The 1064-nt window shown below is 33.1% G+C and carries 1 protein-coding gene; it reads left to right on the top strand.

Going from position 1 to position 1064, the window contains the following annotated elements; all coding sequences use genetic code 11:
- Nucleotides 1-22 precede the first annotated feature (22 nt).
- Nucleotides 23-1064 (top strand): sugar porter family MFS transporter (locus IU405_RS11585; protein ID WP_197438775.1); only part of this gene is annotated, 1042 nt, incomplete at its 3' end.

The following is a 1064-nucleotide window of genomic DNA, read 5'->3' as shown; positions in this document are numbered from 1 at the left end:
TAATTAACCAATATATATAGTAATGAAACAGAATAAATTATATGTTTATATTGTTACTTTAGTTGCAACTTTAGGAGGATTGTTATTTGGATACGACACCGCAGTAATATCTGGAGCAGAGAAGTCTATTCAAGAGTTCTTAATTACTAGCCAAGGTTTAAGTTCTTTTATACATGGTATTACTGTCTCTTCAGCATTAATTGGCTGTATTATTGGTGGTGCTATATCGGGTCTTTTATCCTCATTTTTTGGACGTAAAAATGCATTGATAATTGCAGGTTTATTATTTTTCTTATCAGCTTTGGGTTCAGGAAACCCCGAATTTTTATTTTTTGAACGAGGAGTTCCGACAATAGGTTTATTATGGACGTTTAATTTTTATAGAATTATTGGAGGGATTGGAGTTGGTTTAGCATCAGCCGTATGTCCAATTTACATTGGTGAGATCGCACCTGCAAATATTCGAGGTAAACTTGTTTCATTAAATCAGTTTGCAATTATTTTTGGAATGTTGGTAGTGTATTTTGTTAATTGGGGTATTGCTGAAGGACAAACTATTGAGTGGATAAATGAAATTGGTTGGAGAAGAATGTTTATTTCAGAGGCAATTCCAGCATCTATTTTTGCTATTCTTATGTTTTTTATGCCTGAAACTCCTAGGTATCTTGCTTTGCAACAAAAAGACGATAAAGCATTATCAATACTTACCCGTATTAATGGTGACGAAAAGGCAAAGGAGGTTCTTATCGAAATTAAAAACTCCTTAGATTCCTCTAAAAAAGGAAAATTATTAGCTTATGGAAAAGTTGTTATAATTATTGGAGTGCTATTATCAGTTTTCCAACAATTTGTCGGAATTAACGTCGCTTTGTACTACGCACCTCGTATTTTTGAAAGTATGGGAGCTGCAAAAGATGCATCAATGTTACAAACGATTATAATGGGACTTATTAATGTAATCTTTACAGTGGTTGCAATTTTAACTGTTGATAAATGGGGAAGAAAGCCATTATTAATTTTGGGATCAATTGGAATGGCTGTGGGAATGATGGCTATTTCTATCC

The sequence above is a fragment of the Polaribacter sp. BAL334 genome, assembly GCF_015767435.1.
In the GTDB taxonomy this organism is placed as follows: Bacteria; Bacteroidota; Bacteroidia; order Flavobacteriales; family Flavobacteriaceae; genus Polaribacter.
Note: the sequence above shows the minus strand (reverse complement) of the source record. Positions and strands in the feature narration are given on the sequence as shown.